Origin of the sequence: Actinoplanes sp. NPDC023801, from assembly GCF_040639655.1 — a bacterium.
In the GTDB taxonomy this organism is placed as follows: Bacteria; Actinomycetota; Actinomycetes; order Mycobacteriales; family Micromonosporaceae; genus Actinoplanes.
Window position 1 is genome coordinate 64,779 of sequence record NZ_JBFAAI010000011.1, and the last position, 18,996, is coordinate 83,774.

Sequence of the window (18,996 nt, forward strand, 5' to 3'; positions counted from 1 at the left end):
CGGGTCGTCCGAGGCTGGCAGGTCCTTCTCGGCGGGCTTCGGTCCGCCGGGGGCCGGCTCGTCCGGCTTGGGTCCGGCGGGCTTCGGCTCGGTGGGCTTCGGGTCGGCGGATTGACCGGCCTTGGCGATGGAGTCGGAGCCACCGGCCTGGTCGGCCTTGGCGAGGGAATCGGGACCACCGGATTGGCCGGCCTCGGCGGCCGAGCCGGAGCTACCCGACTGACCGGCCTTGGCGATGGAGCCGGAGCTACCCGACTGATCGGCCTTGGCGACGGAGCCGGGACCGCCCGACTGCGCCGGGCCACCGTAAACGGTCGGCTGGGCAGCTGCACGGGCCGAGGCAGGTACCTCGTCGGCCGTGGGACGGACAGCACCGGGCACGGAGACTCGTGCAACCCCGGAGCTGGGAGCCGCCGAGACCGGCTTCGACGGTGAGCTGGGAACCTGACCACCAGAAACTTGAGCCGCCGGAACGCCGGACACGGGTGAGATCGCGGAGGAGCCGGACGCCGCGGAATCCGTCGAACTGCCCGAAGCAGACGCCGCAGACGCAGGAACCGCTGAGCCGGCCACCCCAGAGTCCGAAGCCGTGGAAACGGGCGTCGCGGGCGCGGCGGAGACCGGGGTCACCGATGCTGATGCCCGGACCGCAGGCGCGGCGGAGCCGCGGGCGGAAGATGTGGCGGATGCGGGGGCGGTTGATCCGGGCGGCGTCGGGGAGTGCGAGGAGTCTGAGACCGGCGTGGCGGAGATCGGGTTCACCGATGCTGAAGCCCGGACGGCCGGCGCGGCCGAGCTCGGGGCCTGAGATACCGGCGGGGCCGACACGGGGGCTACGGATGCGGCTGCCCGAGCGGTAGGTGCACCGGAATCCGGAGCGGAAGAGGCAGGGGCGGCCGATACCGGAGCCACTGAGGCGGATGCCCGGACCGTCGATGCCGCTGGGGCTGAACCGGATGCGCCGGCCGATGCGGGCACTGACGCCGACGCTTTCACGACAGGAGCATTAGGCGCATCGCTGCCTCGTGCGCCCGCACCGCTGGCAGAGGCCGCATCGGCCTCGGAAGGCGTGGCGGTTGCCGCAGAGTCCGTGTCTGAGGTCGGAGCGGCCGAGAGTTGCGGCTCGGACTGCTTGGCCGGCGAAGCGGCTGAAAGCTGCGGCTCGGAAGGCTCGGAAGGCTCGGAAGGCTCGGACGTCGAGGTGGCCGAGGGCTCCGGCTCAGAAGGTTCGGCCGGTGTGACGGCCGAGAGTTCCGGCTCAGAAGGTTCGGCCGGTGTGACGGCCGAGAGTTCTGGGCCGGAAGGTTCGGCTGGCGTGGTGGCCGGAGGCTCCAAATTGGAACGTTCAGATGGGGTGGTAACCGAAGGCCCGTCCTCCGTGGGCTTGGCGCTACCGGCAGGCGCCGCACCAGAGACAGCGGTGTCGGACGGGTCGACACCGGACGGGAGGGCCGCGGCAGGCTCAGCGTCCGAGGAGGCGTCGGCAGAAGGTGCGGAGGCGGCGGGAATCGCGGCGGTAGCGGGAATCGCAGCGCCAACGGCAGGTGCGGCGTCCGAGGGGCCGTCTGCCCCGGGCGCGGCGTCCAAGGGGCCGTCTGCCCTGGGCACGGCAGCCGAGGGGGTGGAAGCCGGCGACGCGGACACCGGAGCCGCCGAAGAGGTCCCGGAGGCGGGCGTCGTGGTGTCTCCGGAGGCCCACAGGGCGCCAGGGGCGGGCGGTGGCGGCGGAGCGTACCCCTCGGGTTCGTTCGCGGGCGGCCGTGCAGCGGACGGCGTCCCGATCTCGCCGTCCCTGGTCGCCTGCTGCTCGTCCATGGGTCCTCCCGACCACCGCTGCCGACGACGTTTCGGACGCCGGGCGCTGACCTTAACCGTGCCACATCAGCCGGTGTGAACACACCCGGCATCGGCGTCGTCCGCCCGGCTACGGCGGTCCGATGGCCGACCGGCTGTTCCGGTGCGACTCTCCGAGAGGCCTTGGTCTGCCTGCCGGACTATTTGTCACCGGACGAGGCGGACTTCGAAGCCGTTGCCGGCGACGAGGCCTTGCCGGAGGACGAGGCCGTTCCCGTCGAGGTGGTGGTCTCCGACGAGGTGGTTGTTCCCGCCGACTTGGTCGCGGAGGACGAGGTCGTTGTTTCCGCCGGCTTCGTCGCGGAGGACGAGGTGGAGGTCGCCGACTGCGTCTTCGACGTCGTCGTCTCGACGGGGGTGGCCGGGGTCTGCGACTGGCCGGTGGTCGGGTCGGGCGTGACGCTCGGCGCCGTGCTCGCGGACGGTGACGCCGACGTGCTCGGTGAGGACGAACCGGACGGGGACGTCGAGGTCGACGGCGACGTCGCCGGCGAGGAGGACGAGTTGCCCGGATTCGGCGACCCTCCGGCCGGAGGCTTCGTCGTCGTGCTCGGCGACGGGCCGCCCGGCGGCTTGGTCGTGGTCCTGCCCGGCGTCGGCGTCTTCGTGCTGACCGGCTCGTCGGGGTCGGGAGCTCCGAGGTCCGGCGTCTCGGTCTCGCCCTCGATCGACCCGAAGATCCGGGTGGCGGCGAACAGGCGCGTCCACCGGACGGGCGCGAGACGGACGTTGAGCCCGCTGCGCGGGGCCTCGACCATCATGCCCTCACCGGCGTACATGGCGACGTGGTGAATGCCCGTCCAGCTGCTGGAGGAGCTGAAGAACAGCAGGTCGCCGGGGAGCAGTGAGTAGCGGGAGACCTGGCGGTCGCGGGTCTGGTAGTACTGGTCGCGGGAGACCCTGACTAGCGGGTAGCCGACACCGCGGTAGGCCGCGAACATCAGGCCGGAGCAGTCGTACTGATCCGGGCCCTCCTCGGACCACACATACGGGTCGCCGCGCTGGGCCAGTGCGAACTCCACTGCCTTGACGGCCCGAGGGTCAGCGCCGCGCCCGGCGCCGTTGCCGGCCAGGTATTCGGCGCCGAGCTGCTGGTCGGCGGCGGTGGCGCGCGTCTCGGCGGCGGTGATCTCGGCTCGGTTGTCGGCCTCGAGCTTGGCCTGGGCGGCCTGCTTCTTGGTGAGGTTGGTGTTCAGGGTCGTCCACTGGGCAGCGATCGTCGTGTATCGGCTGTCCGCGGCGATGCGGTCGGTGACGGCGGTCCGGGCGGCCTCTTCGGCGGCGAGGAGGCGACGGGCCGCGGCCTCGTAGGAGCTGGCGTCACCGAGCTGCATGCGGGCGAGGGCGTCGAGCTCGGCCAGGCCGGAGTCGATCGCGCCGGGCGGCAGTGCGGCGGCCTGCTGGATGGTGTCGGACGCGGCGTCCTTGGCGGAGGCGCGGGCCTGGACGACCGCCTGCTCGGTGGCCGTGACCCGCTGCGTCGCGTTGGTGAGCTGGGTCTGGGCCAGGTCACGCTCCTGGCCCACGCGGATCAGCTGATCGCCGAGCGCGGCGATCTCGGCGCGGCCCTTCTCCACTTTCTGGATGATCGGGCTGGCGGCGACACCGGGGATGATCAGGGACGGCGTGGTGGGGCTCGGCGTGGAGACCGGCGCGCCGGGCAGGACCAGGGATCCGGTCGAAGTGGGGCGCGAGCCGGTGTCGGGCACCGAGGCGACACTGCCGGTCGTGCTGACCGGGTCCGCCATGGCGGGAACGGGCTGGAAGAGTGCCGCGATCGCTGCAGCGACGGCGGCCGAGAGAGCGAACGGACGGAGGCGCGGATGCACGAATCGCATGCTGTGCGGTCTTCCGTGCCGCGTTGGCTTGCTCATGAGCTCCCCGTCCGCAACGGCCGACCCGTCGCTTGTCGTCCCTAAAGGTTCATACCGCAAGCGCCGTACCGATGTCGATCGAATGAAGATGGGAGGACGCTGAGAATTATTCACCTCAATGGTGCCGCAGGCCAGTCGAGGGGCCCGTCGTACGCTCGTGCACATGGATGCTGGGTTGAAGCGCGAGCTGGAGGCGAAGGTCTACGCGGGTGAACGACTGACCCGGGACGACGGCATCGCACTCTACGCCTCGGACGATCTCGCTTGGCTCGGCCGATTGGCACATCACCGGCGCACGCTCCTGAACGGTGACCGGGTGATGTTCAACGTCAACCGGCACCTCAACCTCACCAACGTCTGCTCGGCCAGTTGCGCGTACTGCTCCTTCCAGCGCAAGCCGGGGGAGGCCGACGCCTACACGATGCGCATCGAGGAGGCCGTCAGCAAGGCCAGGGAGATGGAGGGCGAGCACCTCACCGAGTTGCACATAGTGAACGGTTTGCATCCGAACCTGCCCTGGCGGTACTACCCGAAGGTACTGCGCGAGCTGAAGGCCGCGCTGCCGAACGTGAAGCTCAAGTGCTTCACCGCGACCGAGGTGCAGTGGTTCGAGAAGATCAGCGGCCTGTCGGCGAGCGAGATCCTCGACGAGCTGATGGACGCCGGGCTGGAGTCGCTGACCGGCGGCGGCGCCGAGATCTTCGACTGGGAGGTCCGGCAGCACATCGTCGACCACGACTGCCACTGGGAGGACTGGTCGCGGATCCACCGGCTGGCCCATGAGAAGGGCATGAAAACCCCGTCGACCATGCTGTACGGCCACATCGAGGAGCACCGGCATCGCGTCGACCACGTGCTCCGGCTGCGCGAGCTGCAGGACGAGACGGGCGGTTTCGCGGTCTTCATCCCGCTGCGCTACCAGCACGACTTCCACGACTCGAAGGACGGCAAGGTCCGTAATCGGATTCAGGAACGCACCACGATGGCCGCGCCGGCCGAGTCGCTGAAGACCTTCGCGGTGTCCCGCCTGCTGTTCGACAACGTGCCGCACGTCAAGAATTTCTGGGTGATGCACGGCCTGTCGGTCGCCCAGCTGTCCCTGAACTTCGGTGTCGACGACCTGGACGGCTCGGTCGTGGAGTACAAGATCACCCACGACGCCGACTCGTACGGGACACCGCAGACCATGCACCGCGACGATCTTCTTCACCTGATCTGGGACGCGGGTTTCCAGCCCGTCGAGCGGGACACTCGTTATCAGGTGGTACGCGAGTACGAGAAGGCGCCGTCGCTTGCCGAGCGCCGCAGCGAGCCCCAGAAGATCTGGGCCTGACACGGGAGACGGTGGGCCGATGACCCAGCAGAAAGACGCCGGCGGTCGGCTGGCGACCATCAGCGACCTGCTGGGTTCGGCGTTCGCCGGGCTGGCCGTCGGTGCCGCGGTCCTGCTGGTCTTCGAGACGGTGATGGCACTGACCGGCCTCGGCCGGTTCGGCGAGTCGAACGGCTGGCTGGTGCTGATTCTGCCCGTCTGGCTGTTCGTCGAGGAGTTCCGCGCAGAAGGCTTCGGTGCGCACCGCATCATGGTGGGTGGTCTCGGCGCGGGTTTCGGCGCCGCGGCCGGGATGACGGTGGCCGGCCTGGTGGCCGAGGTCGCTCCGCCCTTGGTCAGCGGCGGCTCCGGCGCGGTCACCGGTACGGTCGTGTACTGCCTGGTCTGGTTCTACGGCCTCCGGTGGCTCAGCCATCGGTACGGCTGAGGGAGAGAACACATGAAGCCCGCCGTCAAGTACGCGCTCGGCCGTCTCAGTCTGTTTCTGATCGTGTTCGCCGTGCTGATCCCGACGACGCCGCTCAACATCCTGGTCAAGGCGATGGTCGCGCTCATCGCCGCGTCCGGTCTGTCGCTGATCCTGCTGCGCCGCTGGCGGGACGAGGCGGCGGAGCAGTTCGGCGAGATCGCCGCTCGCCGGGCGGCGGAGAAATCGCGTCTGCGCTCGGCGCTCGCCGGTGACGACGTCGCGGCGACCGAGGGGGACCGGGTCACCGCTGCGGACATCGTGGAACACGCCAAACGCGACGCCTAACCGACCGGCATCACATCGATGCCGGGCTCTTGACAGCACGTAAGTCGAGTTATGTAGAGTTTCGGCCATGCCGAGAACCCCGCATGCCTCCCCGCAGACCTTGCGGCTCTTCGAGGCGCTGATGAAAGACCCGACGGCCTGGCGTTACGGCTATGACCTGAGCCGGGAGACCGGCCTCGCGTCCGGAACGCTCTACCCCATCCTCATGCGCCTCACCGAGCAGTCGCTGCTGGAGGCCGGCTGGGAGCCCTCCGATCAGCCGGGCCGTCCGCCACGCCACACCTACCGGCTGACCGGTGACGGGGTCGCGCTGGCCAAGGTCCGGCTCGCCGCGGCAGCCGGGCCGGCGGCACGCCGGGCCGCGGGCGTGTCGATCGTGAGGCCGGCATGAAACGGGTGGCCTATCGGGTTCTGCGTTTCGCCGTCCGTGGGCGCCGGGAGCGGGGCGGTCCCTGGGGCGAAGCGGTCCTGGCCGAGTTCGATCACGTGACGAGCACCGGGGCGGCGCTGCGCTGGGCGTTCGGCGGCCTCCGGGTGGCCCTGCGGGAGAGATATTCGTCGCACCCGGCCCGCTATCGCCTGGCAGCCATGGCCCTGGCAACTCTGGCGGCGGTCCCGTTGCTCGTCACGGTCCACTATGTGCCGAGCCACGCGATGGAGCCGACAATCACCGTCACCAGCAGGCACATCGTCGACCAGGTCGCATTCCGGGTGACCGGCATCGATCACGGGGACATCGTGGCGTTCTCGCCGCCGGACGCGCCGTCGTCCTACCGGGCGTTGAGCCGCGTCATCGGCGTTGCCGGTGATCGCGTCGAGTGCCGTGAGGGAAAGGTGCTGCGCGACGGTGCGGCGCTTGACGAGCCATATCTGCCGCTCGACGCCCAGGTGGCCGGGACCGAGTGCACCACGGTGACGGTTCCGGAGGGGGCGATCTACGTCCTCGGTGACAATCGGGATGCCGCGCTGGATTCCCGGCACTGGGGTGTGATCAGGGCGGACGAAGTCACCGGTCGGGTCATCGTCTGAGGCGGCTGCGGCCTCCGGCACCGGCGTGGGTTAGCGTTTCAACGACCGCGCCGCAGCGAATCCGGTGAGAAGCCGGAGCTGTCCCGCAACTGTGATCCCTCCGTCGGAGGTCTAGCCAGGTCGCCTGGACGCGGTCGCGAATCAGCGCTCTCGGGAAGGGGCGCCTCGCGGGCGGCGGCCAGCGTGGTCCCTGTCGGCGAAGCACCACAAGCCCGGCCGACAGGAGGACCCATGAAACGCCTGTTCACCGCTGCGATAGCGGCCACCGCACTGTTCCTCACCGGATGTGGGGGCGAGGAGTCACAGCCCACCGTCACCGGCTCCGCGTCCAGCGCGGCCTCGGCGTACCCGGTGACGGTCGGGGCCGTGACCCTCACCGCACGGCCCGAGAAGATCGTCTCGCTGAGCCCGACCGCCACCGAGATGCTCTTCGCCATCGGGGCCGGACCGCAGGTCACCGCGGTCGACGACCAGTCGAACTTCCCGGCGGAGGCACCGAGGACCGACCTGTCCGGTTTCAAGCCGAACGTCGAGGCGATCGCGGCCAAGGATCCCGACCTGGTGGTGGTCTCGGCCGACACCGACGGCCTGGTCGCGCAGCTGGGCAAGCTGGCGATCCCGGTGTTCGTGTCGCCGGCCGCGCCGACCATCGACGAGACCTACAAGGAGATCACCGATCTCGGCGTGCTCACCGGCCGCCAGGCCGACGCGACGGCGCTGAACACGAGGATGGCGTCCGAGATCGACGCGATCGTCAAGGCGGTCCCGGCCCGGAGCAAGCCGCTGAGCTACTACTACGAGCTCAGCCCGGATCTCTACTCGGCGACGTCGAAGACGTTCATCGGCTCGGTCTTCGATCTCTTCGGCATGACCAACGTGGCGGACTCCGCCGACCCGGACGGCAAGCTCGGCGGTTACCCGCAGCTCTCGCAGGAGGCGCTGGTCAAGGCGAACCCCGACACGATCTTCCTGGCCGACGTGAAGTGCTGCCAGCAGTCCCCGGCGACGGTCAAGGCCCGAGCCGGCTGGTCGTCGGTCACCGCGGTCACGAAGAACCAGATCTACGCCCTCGACGACGACATCGCGTCGCGCTGGGGTCCCCGTACGGTCGATCTGGTGAAGTCCGTGGCCGACGCGGTGGTCAAGGTCCCCGCATGATCCGCCGCACCGGCCGGATGCCGGGGCCGGGAGAGCCCGCCTCCGGGTGCCTGGTGTGAGCCGGGGCCGGCCCGCCGGGCTGCGTCCGGCGTGGCTGGCCGCGGGTGTCGTCACGGTGCTGGCTGCCATGGTTCTCGGCCTTGCCTTCGGCACGGTCTCCCTGCCGCCGGGGGGCGTCGCTCTGGAGATGCTCAACCTTCTTCCCGGGGTACGGGTGGACAGCGGCCTCACCGAACGCGAGATCGCCATCCTCACCCAGCTCAGGCTGCCGCGGGTGGTGCTGGGGCTGCTGGTCGGCGGCATGCTGGCCCTGGCCGGGGCCGCCTACCAGGGCGCGTTCCGCAATCCGCTAGCCGATCCGCATCTGCTCGGGGTCGCCAGCGGCGCCGGGCTGGGCGTGACAGTGGCGATCGTCCTGGGTGCCGGCGCGGGGGACGGCATGACCAGCCTGCCGATCGGGACGCCGGCTGCCGCGTTCGCCGGTGCGGTCGGTGCGGTGGCACTGACCTGGCTGCTCGGGGCGGCCGGCGGCCGGGACCGCTCCCCGGCGACGCTGATCCTGGCCGGGGTGGCGGTGTCGGCGTTCCTGTCGGCGGCGCAGACGTTCCTGCTGCAGCGGCACGTCGAGTCGCTGCGCGAGGTCTATTCGTGGCTGCTGGGCCGGCTCTCCACCGCCGGTTGGCACGACGTGCTGGTGATCCTGCCGTACGCGGTGATCACCAGCGCGATCGTCCTGGCGCAGCGACGGGAGCTGGACGTCCTGACCGTCGGCGACGCCGAGGCGACCAGCCTGGGCCTCCACCCGCAGCGCAGCCGGTACCTGCTGATCATCGCGGCGTCGCTGGGCACGGCGGCAGCGGTCAGCGTCTCGGGGCTGATCGGTTTCGTCGGGATCATCGTGCCGCACACACTGCGTCTGCTTGCGGGACCCGGCAACCGGGCGTTGCTGCCGCTGTCGGTGCTGTTCGGGGCGGCTTTCCTGACCCTGACCGACCTGCTGGCCCGGACCGCCGGCGGAGACGCGGAAATCCCGATCGGGGTGGTCACCGCGTTCCTGGGCGCGCCGTTCTTCGTGCTGATCCTGCGCACCAGCAAGGCGGAGCCGACATGACCGGGCGAGCGGATCCCGCGCACCAGCAAGGCGGAGCCGACATGACCGGGCGAGCGGATCGAGGCGGGCCGGCGGGGTCCGCCGGAGCGGTAGGGGTGGACGGACCCGCTCGGGCGGCCGCGATCGAGGTCGCGGGACTCACCGTGCGGCTGGATCAGGCGCTCATCGTCGACGGTGTGGATCTGAGAGTGGCCGAGGGCGAGTGGGTCACGGTCATCGGGCCGAACGGGGCCGGCAAGTCCACGGCACTGCGGGCCATCGGCGGGCTGCTCCCGTTCGGCGGGACGGTCCGGTGGCACGGGCGAGCCGTCGATGAGCTGCCCCGGCGGGAGCGGGCGAAGGCGGTGGCCACGGTTCTGCAGTCCCCGGTGGTGCCGCCGGCCATGCGCGTCTTCGACTACGTGTTGCTGGGGCGTACCCCGTACATCCCGGCTCTGGGTCGTGAATCCGCCGCTGACCTGGCGGCGGCGGACGAAGCTCTCGCCGCGCTGGACCTCGTGCCGTTCTCCGGACGTCGTCTGGACACTCTCTCCGGAGGTGAGAAGCAGCGGGTCTTTCTTGCCCGGGCGCTCGCTCAGGGGGCGGGGATCGTGCTGCTGGACGAGCCGACCAGCGCCCTGGACATCGGCCACCAGCAGGAGGTGCTGGAACTGATCGACCGGCTGCGCGTCGAACGGGGCCTGACCGTGCTCGCCACCATGCACGACCTGACGACGGCGGGGGAGTACGCCGACCGGATGGTGCTGCTCGCCGGTGGCCGGGTGGTCGCCGCCGGCTCCCCGGCCGAGGTGCTGACCGAGGCCAACCTGGCCGAGCACTATCGGGTCAAGGTCCGGATCATCCCGGGCGATCACGGCCCGCTGGTGGTGGCGGTACGCCAGTGACCTGGGCGGCCCAGCGAGGACGTGCGGCCACGGGCAAGCCGACTTGAGAGAACCCGGGCCGCGAACCGAACGGCAACCGTGCCGCGACCGGTCTGCACTCCGGGGGTCCGCGGACGGCCCGAACTGATGGGCATGACGGACACGCTGGTTGTTGAGATCGCCCTGCAGGCCATGAACGTCGCCGCCAAGATGTCGGCTCCGGTGCTGCTCACCGCCCTCGCGGTCGGCTTCGCCATCTCCCTGTTCCAGTCGGTCACCCAGATCCAGGAGGCCACCCTCTCGTTCGTGCCGAAGGCGATCGCGATCGGCGCGGCGCTGCTGCTCACCGGCAACTGGATGCTCCGCGAGATGATGACCTTCACCACCGAGCTGTTCGAGAAGATCCCGAGCCTGCTCGCCTGACCTGTACGCAGCGCGATCACAAACCGTCGAAAAGGGCCGCCCCACTCGGGGCGGCCTTTTCGTCGTGAAGGGGGCGCCGCTAGCGGTGCTTGTGCAGGATCGAGAACGAGCCGCCCTGCGGATCGGTGAGGACCGCGTAACGGCCGCCGGGGATCGTCGTCGGCGGGTGAACGATCCGCCCACCGATCCGCGTCGCGTGTTCGGCGGCCGCGTCGCAGTTGCCGACCGCGAAATAGATCTGCCAGTGCGGCGGGAGATCGTCCGGCCAGCCGCTGCCGACCATCAGCTGGATGCCGGCGACCGGTACCCCGTCACGTTCGCAGATCGCGTAGGGCAGGCCGCCCACGAACGCCTGCCGGAACGTCCAGCCGAACACCGGTCCGTAGAACGCCATCGCGCCCGAAAGGTCCCGGGTGTTCAGCTCGTTCCAGGTCAGGGCGCCGGGGACGTCGTACACCTCGGCGCCTCGCATCGTGCCGGCCTCCCAGACGCTGAACGGCGCGCCGGCCGGGTCCAGGAACGCCGCCATCCGTCCCTGGTCCGCCACGTCGAACGCCGGCACCAGCACCTTGCCCTGAGCCGCGTCGACCCGGGCGGCGACCGCGTCGGCGTCGGTGGTCGCGATGTAGGTGCTCCACGCGGTCGGCTGGCCCTCGCCGAGGAGTGGCCCGGCCCCGGCCACCGGCAGGCCGTTCAGCTGGAATGTGGTGTAGCCGCCGAAGTCGTCGCCGGAGATCTCGGCGGTCCAGCCGAACAGCGCCGTGTAGAAACGGATCGCGTCATCGAGGTCGGCGGTGGCCAGATCGACCCAGGTGGGCACGCCGGGCGATGGAACGGTCATGCTTCGGATAGTGGCATTTCCATGCCTGCGCCCGTATGAAACTGTCGGTTAGCCGAAACGGCGTCCCTCGTCCCGGCGATACGCCCAGACCGCCAGAATTCCGAACAGGACGGTCCAGCCGAGCAACGCCAGCGTCGCCTTGAGGTCGAACGGGAAGTCGTCGACCGCCGCCCACCACATCAGGCGGGCCGCGCCGCCGGTCGGCAGGTACGGCGCCAGCGTCTCGATGAAGCCGGGCGCGCCACCGGGCGGTGTCAGCAGCCCGCCGCCGAACGCCAGCGGCAGGAACAGGATCTGGGCCACCACCAGCGCGGCCTTCTGCGGCAGGGAGTACCCGATCGACAGCCCCATCAGGATGAACGGCACCGAGATCAGGGCGCACACCGCGACGGCGGTCACGAAGGCGGCCGGGCTCACCGTGGCCTCGGTGAACAGGGCGGCGATCAGCACCACCGGAGTGAGCGAGAACACCATCATCAGCAGGCCGGTCAGGATCCGGCCGAGGAACCGTGGCGTCGCGCCGGCGGGCAGCGTACGGACGTAGGGGTCCCACGGCTGCGCGCGGTCCTCCGAGACGCCGATGCCGTACTGGAAGAGGTTGGTGTTCATCACCGCGAAGGTGATCATCGAGACCGTCGCGAAGGTGGAGGCCACCGGGTCGTCGCCGGCGAACGGGACCACGAACGCGAGCATCGTGGCGGCCGGCCAGAAGGCGCTGCCCACCACCGCGATCGGGATCCGGAAGAGCTCGAGGGTGGAGAACTTCGCGTGGGTCAGCGTGAGGGCCGTCATCACAGATCCTTTCCGGCCGGACCAGTCAGTGCGAGGAACGCCTCTTCCAGGGACGTGGGCCGGACCTCCAGGTCACGGAACGGCACGTCGCGGGCGACCAGCTCGCGAACCATGCGGTCCGCGTCGGGCGTGAGGAGATGCAGGCGGTCACCCGACTGCTCGACCGACACCAGACCTTCGAGATCAAAATCAGCCGGCTGTACGGGTGAAGTGATGCTGACCCGGCTCACCTTGATCAGCCCGCGCACCGCCGCCACGCTGTCGTCCGCCAGCACCCGGCCGTCCGCCAGCACCACCACCCGCTCGGCCAGCGCCTCGATCTCCTCCAGGTAATGGCTGGTCAGCACCACGGTTCCGCCCTCGGCGTGGAACGCGCGCACCGCCTCCCACAGGTCACGCCGCGCCTCCACGTCGAGGCCGGTCGTCGGCTCGTCCAGGAACACGATGCCAGGACGGCCGGCGAACGCGAGTGCCACCGCGAGGCGGCGCTTCTGACCGCCGGAGAGGCCGCCCGTCTGCCGCTGGACGAGGTCACCGAGCCCGAAGCGGTCCAGCAGCTCGGCACGGGACAGTGGGTCCGGGAAGTGGGAGCGTACGAAATCGACGACCTCGCCGACGCGGAGCGAGGCGGGCAGACCCGTCTCCTGCGGCGTGACGCCCAGCGTGCGCCGGTTGCGCGGGTCTCGCGGGTCCCCGCCGCACAGCTCCACCCGGCCCGCGGAGGGCCGGCGACCGCCGGTGAGCAGGGCGACCAGGGTGCTCTTGCCGGCGCCGTTCGGACCGAGCAGACCGACCAGTTCACCGGCCCGCACCTCCAGGTCGACCCGGTCGAGCGCGAGTTTCGAGCCGTACCGTTTCGTGGCGCCCTCGGCGCGTGCGTGGATCACGATGTCTCCTCTCCGGGATCGATCAGGGTGCGCAGCGCGCCGACGTACTCCTCGAAGGCGAATCGGCCGCGACGGGTCAGTTGCACGAGCGTGGCGGGGGTCCGGCCGCGATGGGTCTTGGTGACCTCGACATAGCCGGCCTCCTCGAGTTTCCGGAGGTGCACCGAGAGGTTGCCGGCGGTCATCCGCAGGATCTCCTGCAGTCGCGGGAAGGCGATCCGGTCACCTCCGCCCAGCTGGGAGAGGGCCGCCACCACCCGCAGGCGTGCCTGTGCGTGGATCACCGGGTCGAGTTCCGGCAGCTCGCCGTTCGTCGAAGTCATCGGCGGCGCAGCCAGCCGACGAGCCCGGCGACCAGGAGCCCGCCGCCGCCCGCGACCGCCAGCACCAGCGCGTGCCAGCCCGGTCCCCAGAGGACACCGATCACGTTGACCACGCTGATCCAGGCGCCGAGCACGAACATGTCGCGCTCGTCCCAGATCGCGCTGCCGGCCATGTAGAGGACACCGACCAGCGCGACCATGCCGCCACCCCAGAGCAGCCCGCGCGAGGTCTGCGGCACGAACTCGCTGACCCGTCCGAAGATGACCGCCAGGCTGGTGAAGCCGGCCGACCAGGAGATCCCGTACATCAAGCCCTGCCGGCTCGACGGGCCGGAGATGTCCCGGCCGGACCGTGCCCCGACGATGCCGGTGAAGATGCCGGCCGCGATCATCAGCCCGGTCAGGGCGAGGAGTGGGACCCACGTGGGCATGGCGACCAGGGTCCGGCCGCCGGGGCCGAAGCGCAGGAACGACAGGCCGAAACTGATCAGCCAAGTGAGGCCCCACGGCCAATACATGAGCCGGGGGTCCGGTATGACGTGCCGCATGGTGTTGCCCTGTTCGCGCTCGATCAGCCGCAGCACGGCACCGGGATCGTCGAGCGTCGATTCGTCGTCCTTCGATGTCATGCCTCGACTTTACGGCACAAAGTCAAAGAAGTTTGTGCCACAAAGTTGATGCTCGCCTCCGACCCGATCGCCGGGCCGTCGATACGGCACGTCATGGCCGCCCGAAGGCGGTGTGCGCCACGGCCGGCGGGATTCGGGTTTCTCTAGGGTGTCGCCATGGGCGAACTGATCCTGCGGGCGGCCGCGAGCACCGAACTCCCGGCAGTACTCGCGTTCTGGAAGGTGGCCGCAGAGAACGAGAGCCGTCCGGCGGACACCCCGGACGCCGTCGAGGCGCTGTTCCGGCGGGACCCGGAGGCACTGATCCTGGCCGTCGACGGCGACGACATCGTCGGGACGATCATCGCCGGATGGGACGGGTGGCGCTGTCACCTCTACCGGCTCGCGGTCGCGCCGTGGCGGCGCCGGGAGGGTATCGGCAGTCTCCTGATCGAGGCGGCCGAGGAACGGTTCCGCATTCTCGGCGGCACCCGGGTCGACGCCATGGTCCTGGACGAGAATCCGGCCGCCCACGCCGTCTGGGCCGCGCACGGCTACCGGCGCCAGCCCGACTGGTCCCGCTGGGTGAAGCCGCTCGGCCACGCCGGTGAGGGCACCCGATAGCCGGATAACGGCTTTACCCGCCGGGTTCGTTTCGAGGATCATGCGTCGGCATGGGAGCCCGCGAACTGCTGGAGGCTCTGGCGGCCAATCCGTCGCTTCCGGCCGCACTGCTCGACCGTCTGATCATGGCGGCCGACGACGATCTCGCGAGTGAGCTTGCCGGACGGTCCGATCTGGACAGGAGCCAGATTTCCGAGCTGGCCCGGCGCTCGGAGTGGGCCGCGGCCCGGCTGGTCCGGGACGGCCGGCTCAGCGCGGACCGGATCGACCCGGTCGATCGGCCTGACATCGCACTGGCCCTGCTCGACGAAGGACGCGGTCATGAGGACTGGGCCCCTCTCTTCGCGGCCGACCCCGACCCGGCACGGAGGGCAAAGCTCGCGGCCTGTCCCGGCCTGCCCGCCGAGGTGAACGCGCGGCTCGCCGCCGACCCGGACATGCGGGTGGTCGCCGAACTCGCGATCTTCACGACGGACCGTGACTTGCTCAGCGGCCTGGCACGCCATCCGCATGGCGAGGTGCGGGCCGGAGTGGCGGTGAATCCGGCCACGCCGCCCGAGGTGCTGGCCGCCCTGATCGCGGTCCACTGGCGCGGTACGGGCGGCCCGCTGCCGGAAACGTGCGATGTCTGTGAGCGCGAACCGATCCCGTTCCGGCACGACCCGGAATGCCCACGGCTCGACTGCTACCTTCCGCCCGGCGCCTCCTGCGACGGAACCCACGACTCGGTTATCCACAGCTTGCTCTACCGGGCTGTGGATAACCCCTCGACCCCGGCTTCGGCGGCTGTCGAGCTGGCCGGACATCCGTCCATGATCGTGCGCTGGACCCTCGCGGCCCGGCCCGACCTGCCCGCGGAAGTGGCCTCGGGACTCGCCGACGACCCGATCCCGGGGGTACGCGGAGAGCTGGCCGGCAACCCGTCGCTGCCGGAGCAACTGATCCGCCGGCTCGCCGAGGACCCGAGCCCGGACGTGCGGCGGCGACTCACCCACAATCCGAACGTCCCGCTCGGCCTGCTGACCCGGGCGTCCGGCGCGGCTCTGCTGCCCCGCATCGCCGCGGCGACCCCGGACGAGGTCCGCGAGTTGGCCGCGAGCCCGGAGCCGCAGCTCCGGGCACTGGTGGCGGAACGCCGCGACCTGCCGCCGGAGATCCGCGACCGGTTGGCCCGTGACCCGGACGCCAAGGTGGTCAAGGCCGTCGCGCCGCACCCGGGACTGTCCGAGGACCTGCTGCGGGAGATGGTGGCCGGGCACGGCGTCCGGGTGATCGCGAAAGTCGCCACCAACCCGGACGCCTCGCCCGGCCTGCTCCTCGACCTCGCCCGGCACGTGCGCGAGTGCAGAAGGTGTTCCGCGAGATCGCCCCCCGCGCGGACGCTCCCGCCGCGGCTCTCGAACTCTGCCTCGCCGACGCCCAGGCCCGGCGGATCGCCGCCGCCCACCCGGCGCTGCCGGTGGACCGGATCGTCGAGTTGCTCGACGACGAGGACGGCCTGGTGGCGGCGGCTGCCGCCACCAACCCGGCGCTACCCGTACTCGCGATGGAACGAATCAGCGACCCAGTGCCTTGAGTGCCGCGAGCGCCTGCCCCAGATGGTCGTCACCGAACGGCCGCAGGACCACCGTGCCGGCGCCGCTGTCCTCGAGGGCCCGCACCTTGCCCGGGACCTCCGATGCCGGCCCGATCAGCCCGAACACCTCGTCCACCGGCACGCCGAGGAACCCCGCCTGACCGGTCAGTGCCGTCGCCCGGATCTCCGCGGCCCGCGCCGGATCGTCCTCGACGTGCAGGAATGCGAACGTGATGACCTCGTGGTCGTCGCCCGCGCCACCCCGGCGGATGTGCCCGATCGAGTCCGCGATCTGCGCCGGCTGCAGGCCCTCCACCAGGATCGTTCCGTCGGCGACCCGGCCGGACAGCTCCAGCGAACGCTGCTTCACCACCCCGGTGACGATCGGCGGCACCACCGTCGGCGGGTGCACCAGCCTGATGCCCTCGAGTTGCACCTCGCGGCCGTCGAGATCGACCGTCGCCCCGTTGAACAGGTCACGCATCGCCACGATGCTCTCCTCCAGCAGCGCCAGCGGAGACTTCGGCGCATTGCCGATCCGGCGCATCCAGTCGCCGACGCCATGACCGATTCCCGCCACGATCCGGCCGGGGTGGACCCGGGCCAGCGTGGCGATCTCCATGGCGTAGACGGCGGGACTGCGGAACGGGGCGGGGGCGATACCGATGCCGACCCGCAGGTGGGTGGTGGCGGCCAGGGCGAGCGCGGCGGCACTGACGCCACCGTTCCATCCGAGGTCCTCCACCACCCACAGGTCGTCGGCGCCGGCCGCCTCCAGGGCGGCGGCGAACTCCGGGAGCTCCTCGGGTGCGCGGTTACAGTCGAACATGACTCCGATTCGCGACATCACGAGAGACTAAGCGCCTCCGGCAACGGCTTCGAGTGCAATACCGAAAGCCGGGTCACCGCACGGGTGAGCACCACGTAGAGGCGGTTCAGGCCCTTCGGCTCGGCGGCCACGATGTCGGCCGGCTCGTGCACGACGACGTGGTCGTACTCCAGGCCCTTGACCAGCGTCGCCGGGACCACGCTGACCCGTGCCGGATCGTCCACCTCGTCCGGCGCCGAATGCTCGACACCGGCCGTGTCCAGCTGGGCGCGCAGCCGGTCGACCGCCGCGTCCGCCGCGATCACCGCGACCGAGCCCTCGTGCGCCAGCGCGGCGGTCACCTCGGCCAGTGTCCGCGCGTCCAGGTCGGCGGGCTCCGCCACGGCGATCACGGCGAGGTCGCCGTCACGACGCAACGACACGGCCTCCGGCACGTTCACCCCGAGTGCCGGCAGCAGGCGGTTCGCCAGGGCCACCACCGCCTCCGGTACGCGGAAACCGACGGTCAGCGGCACGACGGCGGCGTCCGGTTTGCCGAGATGCGCGAGGATGTCCCGCCAGTCGGTCGTCGCCCACGGAGCGGTGCCCTGCGCCAGGTCACCGAGCAGCGTGATCGACCCGTGCTCGCTGCGCCGGGCGATCGCGCGGGCCTGCATGGGGGACAGATCCTGCGCCTCGTCCACCACCACGTGACCGAAACTGGTCTCCCGCTCCAGCAGTCCCGCGGCCTCGTCGAGCAGCAGCAGGTCGGCCACGCTGAACCGGGCCGACTTCACCGTCTTCGGCGGCTTCACCCAGCGGATCGCCTCCCGCTCCTCCTCGGTGAAGACGTCACCGGCCAGTTCCGGTTCCGTCAGCAGCGCTACGACCAGGGACTCCGGGGTGACCGCCGGCCAGGCCGCCTCCAGGAACCCGGTCACCTGCGAGATCCTGCTCATCCGCCGCAGCCAGGACTCGTTCGGTGAGTTGCCGGTCCGGTATTCCGACTGGCGCTGCAGCAGGCCGACCACCCGGGCGCGGACCCGCTCCCGGCCCACCGAGTACGGCAGACCTTCGCGCCGGGCCTCGTCGACGATCCGCCGCAACGGCTCCACGTCGATCCGCCACCGGTACGAGCCGTCCGACACCATGATCGGTTCGGTGGGCTTGCCGATCCGGTTCCACAGTGTGCGGTGGAGTGCCTCGGCCATCCGTACGTCATGTTTGAGGCCGGTGGCCGCGGGCGGATCGGCTGCCCTGACCGGTGCCCGGCCGACCAGCTCGTCCACCGTGGACTGCAGCACCTCGACCTCGCCGAGGGTCGGCAGCACCGCCGAGATGTAGGAGAGGAACGCGGTGTTGGGGCCGACGATCAGCACCTTCGACTTCCGCAGCCGTTCCCGGTGCAGATAGAGCAGGTAGGCGGCCCGGTGCAGGCCCACCGCGGTCTTACCGGTGCCGGGCGCGCCCTGCACGCAGATCGAGTCGGCCAGATCGGCGCGGACCAGCTCGTCCTGTTCCGGCTGGATCGTCGCGACGATGTCGCGCATCGGGCCGACACGCGGCCGCTCGATCTCGGCGGTCAGGATCCGGCTGCTGGTGCCCAGCTCCTCACCGCGGTCCAGGTGCTCGTCCTCGAAGCTCGTCAGCTCCCCCTTGACGAACCCGAACCGGCGGCGCGTCGAGATGCCCTGCGGATCGCGCACACTGGCCCGGTAGAACGACCGGGACAGCGGTGCCCGCCAGTCCAGCACCATCGGCTCGCCGGCGTCGTCGGTCACGTGCCGGCGGCCGATGTGGAAATTCTCCGCCTCGATGTCGAGGCGCCCGAAGAAGAGTGGGGTGTCCGGGTCGTCGGCCAGCTCCTTGACCCGGCGGGCCATGTGCCGGCCCAGCTGCTCGGCGGTGTAGGAGTCACCGGCGACCTTGTCACCGGTGGAGAAGAGTGCCTGGGCGCGGTCGCGCATCCGGCGCAGCGCGGCCCGTGAGCTCTCCAGGTGGTCGCGTTCGCCGGCGAGTTCGGTGTCCAGATCGATGGTGGCCACAGATCGTCCTCGAGGATTGAACGAGCTGCTCGCGTATCCGGAGGGCGGGTCGGCCGCCCTGCGGCGCGGGGACGCCCGCTGCGGTGCATGCTC

The 18,996-nt window shown here is 70.7% G+C and carries 21 protein-coding genes and 1 riboswitch; of the genes, 12 read left to right on the forward strand and 9 right to left on the reverse strand.

Features of this window, described 5'->3' with window-relative positions; all coding sequences use genetic code 11:
- Positions 1 to 589 precede the first annotated feature (589 nt).
- On the forward strand, positions 590 to 808 hold the full coding sequence (locus AB0G04_RS20800; protein ID WP_360984851.1) for a hypothetical protein: 219 nt from the start codon (positions 590 to 592) through the stop codon (positions 806 to 808).
- A 1,186-nt stretch (positions 809 to 1,994) separates the two neighbouring features.
- Here the strand turns inward: AB0G04_RS20800 and AB0G04_RS20805 are convergent.
- Entirely contained in the window at positions 1,995 to 3,692 is a 1,698-nt protein-coding gene (locus AB0G04_RS20805; RefSeq protein WP_360984854.1) for an NlpC/P60 family protein, read from the reverse strand.
- Positions 3,693 to 3,891: 199 nt separating this feature from the next.
- On the opposite strand from AB0G04_RS20805, the gene mqnE reads away from it, so the two are divergent.
- From mqnE to fliQ, 9 genes are all read left to right on the forward strand, one after another.
- Positions 3,892 to 5,061, forward strand: coding sequence for an aminofutalosine synthase MqnE (gene mqnE / locus AB0G04_RS20810; protein ID WP_360984857.1), 1,170 nt, complete (start codon positions 3,892 to 3,894; stop codon positions 5,059 to 5,061).
- 19 nt (positions 5,062 to 5,080) lie between these two features.
- Positions 5,081 to 5,488 (forward strand): hypothetical protein, encoded by a 408-nt coding sequence (locus AB0G04_RS20815; protein ID WP_360984860.1) that lies wholly within the window; start codon positions 5,081 to 5,083, stop codon positions 5,486 to 5,488.
- Between the two features lie 12 nt (positions 5,489 to 5,500).
- The gene (locus AB0G04_RS20820) at positions 5,501 to 5,815 is read left to right on the forward strand and encodes a DUF4229 domain-containing protein (protein ID WP_360984863.1); all 315 of its coding nucleotides are present in this window, start codon (positions 5,501 to 5,503) and stop codon (positions 5,813 to 5,815) included.
- Between the two features lie 67 nt (positions 5,816 to 5,882).
- A complete protein-coding gene (locus tag AB0G04_RS20825) occupies positions 5,883 to 6,206 on the forward strand; it encodes a PadR family transcriptional regulator (protein WP_360984866.1) in 324 nt (107 codons plus the stop codon).
- The gene (gene lepB, locus AB0G04_RS20830; RefSeq protein WP_360984869.1) at positions 6,203 to 6,844 is read left to right on the forward strand and encodes a signal peptidase I; all 642 of its coding nucleotides are present in this window, start codon (positions 6,203 to 6,205) and stop codon (positions 6,842 to 6,844) included. Before AB0G04_RS20825 ends, lepB begins: the two co-directional genes overlap by 4 nt.
- A gap of 10 nt (positions 6,845 to 6,854) precedes the next feature.
- Positions 6,855 to 6,987: riboswitch (cobalamin riboswitch) on the forward strand.
- A gap of 88 nt (positions 6,988 to 7,075) precedes the next feature.
- Positions 7,076 to 8,002 carry an ABC transporter substrate-binding protein gene (locus tag AB0G04_RS20835; protein ID WP_360984872.1) on the forward strand — a complete coding sequence of 309 codons (927 nt, stop codon included), beginning with the start codon at positions 7,076 to 7,078 and terminating at the stop codon, positions 8,000 to 8,002.
- A 55-nt stretch (positions 8,003 to 8,057) separates the two neighbouring features.
- Positions 8,058 to 9,113 (forward strand): iron ABC transporter permease, encoded by a 1,056-nt coding sequence (locus tag AB0G04_RS20840; RefSeq protein ID WP_360984875.1) that lies wholly within the window; start codon positions 8,058 to 8,060, stop codon positions 9,111 to 9,113.
- Positions 9,114 to 9,235: 122 nt separating this feature from the next.
- Positions 9,236 to 9,997, forward strand: a complete 762-nt coding sequence (locus AB0G04_RS20845) for an ABC transporter ATP-binding protein (RefSeq protein WP_360985399.1) — start codon at positions 9,236 to 9,238, stop codon at positions 9,995 to 9,997.
- Positions 9,998 to 10,129: 132 nt separating this feature from the next.
- On the forward strand, positions 10,130 to 10,399 hold the full coding sequence (gene fliQ / locus AB0G04_RS20850; RefSeq protein ID WP_360984878.1) for a flagellar biosynthesis protein FliQ: 270 nt from the start codon (positions 10,130 to 10,132) through the stop codon (positions 10,397 to 10,399).
- A 79-nt stretch (positions 10,400 to 10,478) separates the two neighbouring features.
- On the opposite strand, the gene AB0G04_RS20855 is transcribed toward fliQ, so the two are convergent.
- Genes AB0G04_RS20855 through AB0G04_RS20875 form a run of 5 tightly spaced genes read right to left on the reverse strand, consistent with a single transcriptional unit; the run spans position 10,479 to position 13,871 of the window.
- Positions 10,479 to 11,240, reverse strand: a complete 762-nt coding sequence (locus tag AB0G04_RS20855) for a VOC family protein (RefSeq protein ID WP_360984881.1) — start codon at positions 11,238 to 11,240, stop codon at positions 10,479 to 10,481.
- A 48-nt stretch (positions 11,241 to 11,288) separates the two neighbouring features.
- The gene (locus AB0G04_RS20860; RefSeq protein WP_360984884.1) at positions 11,289 to 12,032 is read right to left on the reverse strand and encodes an ABC transporter permease; all 744 of its coding nucleotides are present in this window, start codon (positions 12,030 to 12,032) and stop codon (positions 11,289 to 11,291) included.
- Positions 12,032 to 12,919, reverse strand: a complete 888-nt coding sequence (locus AB0G04_RS20865) for an ABC transporter ATP-binding protein (RefSeq protein ID WP_360984887.1) — start codon at positions 12,917 to 12,919, stop codon at positions 12,032 to 12,034. Before AB0G04_RS20865 ends, AB0G04_RS20860 begins: the two co-directional genes overlap by 1 nt.
- Positions 12,916 to 13,242, reverse strand: coding sequence for a transcriptional regulator (locus AB0G04_RS20870; RefSeq protein ID WP_360984890.1), 327 nt, complete (start codon positions 13,240 to 13,242; stop codon positions 12,916 to 12,918). Before AB0G04_RS20870 ends, AB0G04_RS20865 begins: the two co-directional genes overlap by 4 nt.
- Positions 13,239 to 13,871 carry a transporter gene (locus AB0G04_RS20875; protein ID WP_360984892.1) on the reverse strand — a complete coding sequence of 211 codons (633 nt, stop codon included), beginning with the start codon at positions 13,869 to 13,871 and terminating at the stop codon, positions 13,239 to 13,241. The genes AB0G04_RS20870 and AB0G04_RS20875 overlap by 4 nt, the downstream gene beginning before the upstream one ends.
- Before the next feature lie 156 nt (positions 13,872 to 14,027).
- Between AB0G04_RS20875 and AB0G04_RS20880 the strand changes: the two genes are divergently transcribed.
- Positions 14,028 to 14,474 (forward strand): GNAT family N-acetyltransferase, encoded by a 447-nt coding sequence (locus tag AB0G04_RS20880; RefSeq protein ID WP_360984895.1) that lies wholly within the window; start codon positions 14,028 to 14,030, stop codon positions 14,472 to 14,474.
- A 38-nt stretch (positions 14,475 to 14,512) separates the two neighbouring features.
- Here the strand turns inward: AB0G04_RS20880 and AB0G04_RS20885 are convergent, their stop codons facing one another.
- The gene (locus AB0G04_RS20885; protein WP_360984898.1) at positions 14,513 to 14,797 is read right to left on the reverse strand and encodes a hypothetical protein; all 285 of its coding nucleotides are present in this window, start codon (positions 14,795 to 14,797) and stop codon (positions 14,513 to 14,515) included.
- 1,019 nt (positions 14,798 to 15,816) lie between these two features.
- Between AB0G04_RS20885 and AB0G04_RS20890 the strand changes: the two genes are divergently transcribed.
- Positions 15,817 to 16,050, forward strand: coding sequence for a hypothetical protein (locus tag AB0G04_RS20890; RefSeq protein ID WP_360984901.1), 234 nt, complete (start codon positions 15,817 to 15,819; stop codon positions 16,048 to 16,050).
- On the opposite strand, the gene AB0G04_RS20895 is transcribed toward AB0G04_RS20890, so the two are convergent.
- Positions 16,031 to 16,897, reverse strand: coding sequence for an LLM class flavin-dependent oxidoreductase (locus AB0G04_RS20895; protein ID WP_360984904.1), 867 nt, complete (start codon positions 16,895 to 16,897; stop codon positions 16,031 to 16,033). The genes AB0G04_RS20890 and AB0G04_RS20895 overlap by 20 nt on opposite strands.
- Positions 16,897 to 18,903 (reverse strand): AAA family ATPase, encoded by a 2,007-nt coding sequence (locus AB0G04_RS20900; protein WP_360984907.1) that lies wholly within the window; start codon positions 18,901 to 18,903, stop codon positions 16,897 to 16,899. The genes AB0G04_RS20895 and AB0G04_RS20900 overlap by 1 nt, the downstream gene beginning before the upstream one ends.
- Positions 18,904 to 18,996 lie beyond the last annotated feature (93 nt).

Excerpts from the sequence above, each read along its gene's own strand:
- AB0G04_RS20820 (WP_360984863.1), top strand. The coding sequence starts at position 5,501 with ATGAAGCCCGCCGTCAAGTACGCGCTCGGCCGTCTCAGTCTGTTTCTG.
- AB0G04_RS20825 (WP_360984866.1), top strand. The coding sequence starts at position 5,883 with ATGCCGAGAACCCCGCATGCCTCCCCGCAGACCTTGCGGCTCTTCGAG.
- mqnE (WP_360984857.1), top strand. The coding sequence starts at position 3,892 with ATGGATGCTGGGTTGAAGCGCGAGCTGGAGGCGAAGGTCTACGCGGGT.
- AB0G04_RS20875 (WP_360984892.1), bottom strand. The coding sequence starts at position 13,871 with ATGACATCGAAGGACGACGAATCGACGCTCGACGATCCCGGTGCCGTG.
- AB0G04_RS20885 (WP_360984898.1), bottom strand. The coding sequence starts at position 14,797 with ATGACCGCGTCCTTCGTCGAGCAGGGCCAGTGCGATGTCAGGCCGATC.
- AB0G04_RS20870 (WP_360984890.1), bottom strand. The coding sequence starts at position 13,242 with ATGACTTCGACGAACGGCGAGCTGCCGGAACTCGACCCGGTGATCCAC.
- AB0G04_RS20805 (WP_360984854.1), bottom strand. The coding sequence starts at position 3,692 with ATGCGATTCGTGCATCCGCGCCTCCGTCCGTTCGCTCTCTCGGCCGCC.
- AB0G04_RS20835 (WP_360984872.1), top strand. The coding sequence starts at position 7,076 with ATGAAACGCCTGTTCACCGCTGCGATAGCGGCCACCGCACTGTTCCTC.
- AB0G04_RS20895 (WP_360984904.1), bottom strand. The coding sequence starts at position 16,897 with ATGTCGCGAATCGGAGTCATGTTCGACTGTAACCGCGCACCCGAGGAG.
- fliQ (WP_360984878.1), top strand. The coding sequence starts at position 10,130 with ATGACGGACACGCTGGTTGTTGAGATCGCCCTGCAGGCCATGAACGTC.
- AB0G04_RS20880 (WP_360984895.1), top strand. The coding sequence starts at position 14,028 with ATGGGCGAACTGATCCTGCGGGCGGCCGCGAGCACCGAACTCCCGGCA.
- lepB (WP_360984869.1), top strand. The coding sequence starts at position 6,203 with ATGAAACGGGTGGCCTATCGGGTTCTGCGTTTCGCCGTCCGTGGGCGC.
- AB0G04_RS20860 (WP_360984884.1), bottom strand. The coding sequence starts at position 12,032 with ATGACGGCCCTCACGCTGACCCACGCGAAGTTCTCCACCCTCGAGCTC.
- AB0G04_RS20855 (WP_360984881.1), bottom strand. The coding sequence starts at position 11,240 with ATGACCGTTCCATCGCCCGGCGTGCCCACCTGGGTCGATCTGGCCACC.
- AB0G04_RS20815 (WP_360984860.1), top strand. The coding sequence starts at position 5,081 with ATGACCCAGCAGAAAGACGCCGGCGGTCGGCTGGCGACCATCAGCGAC.